The organism is Faecalibacter rhinopitheci (genome assembly GCF_015234135.1).
Taxonomy (GTDB): Bacteria; Bacteroidota; Bacteroidia; order Flavobacteriales; family Weeksellaceae; genus Empedobacter; species Empedobacter rhinopitheci.
In genome coordinates, this window is record NZ_JADGIK010000039.1 from 1 (window position 1) to 747 (window position 747).

At 26.2% G+C, this 747-nt stretch carries 1 protein-coding gene; it reads right to left on the minus strand.

Annotated features, from left to right (window positions below; genetic code table 11):
- Positions 1 to 182: 182 nt before the first annotated feature.
- Complete coding sequence (locus IM532_RS13615) at positions 183 to 728, minus strand: RDD family protein (RefSeq protein ID WP_194184039.1); 546 nt, start codon at positions 726 to 728, stop codon at positions 183 to 185.
- Between the last annotated feature and the right edge of the window lie 19 nt (positions 729 to 747).

The following is a 747-nucleotide window of genomic DNA, read 5'->3' on the forward strand; positions in this document are numbered from 1 at the left end:
TAACGAGCCGAGTATTTGCGAAGAACGGGGAGAAGTTGAACGTAAGTTCAAGTTCGTTCCGTTCAAGCAAATTGCTCTTTTCTAAAACTAAATTAGTTTATTGTTTTTAGAAAAGCAATTTTGCGAGTGGAAAATAATGGGATGAAAGTTTACTTTCAGCCCGTTTTTCGCTAAATACTATGTTATACGATGTTATTGTTAAGCTTACTTAGTAAATAGTTATATTCTTCACCAGTCACACACCATGTATTTGATTGTATATCATGAGGAATTTGTTCTGTTGATTTACCATCAAAATATGAAACATGAAAAAATCGTGATATGAATATAGCAGGCTTATTTAAATTACGAATAAAAGCTTGATATAAAGTTATTTTATCAGCATATTCATTTATAACATACGTATTAGTTAGAAATTTACCTAAAGTTTGTTGAAACTTATATTCAGTAAAAGTGTAATATAAAATAAGTATTATAGGTGATAAAAGTTGTAGATATAATTTAGCGGATTTTAAAAAAAATAAATCATCTAAAATTTTTGAAATTACAGATAATACTAAAATAATAAATGTAACATCAATGATAAAGTTTAAAATTCTAATACTAAATCTCGCAGAAATTACTTTTCGATTAACTTCAACGTCAGTTAGAATTCGAACCCTTTCATTAAATTCATTTACAGTATAAATGTATTTTGAGTATGTTTCTTTAATATCAGTTATTTTCATTCAATAATATCGTATAACG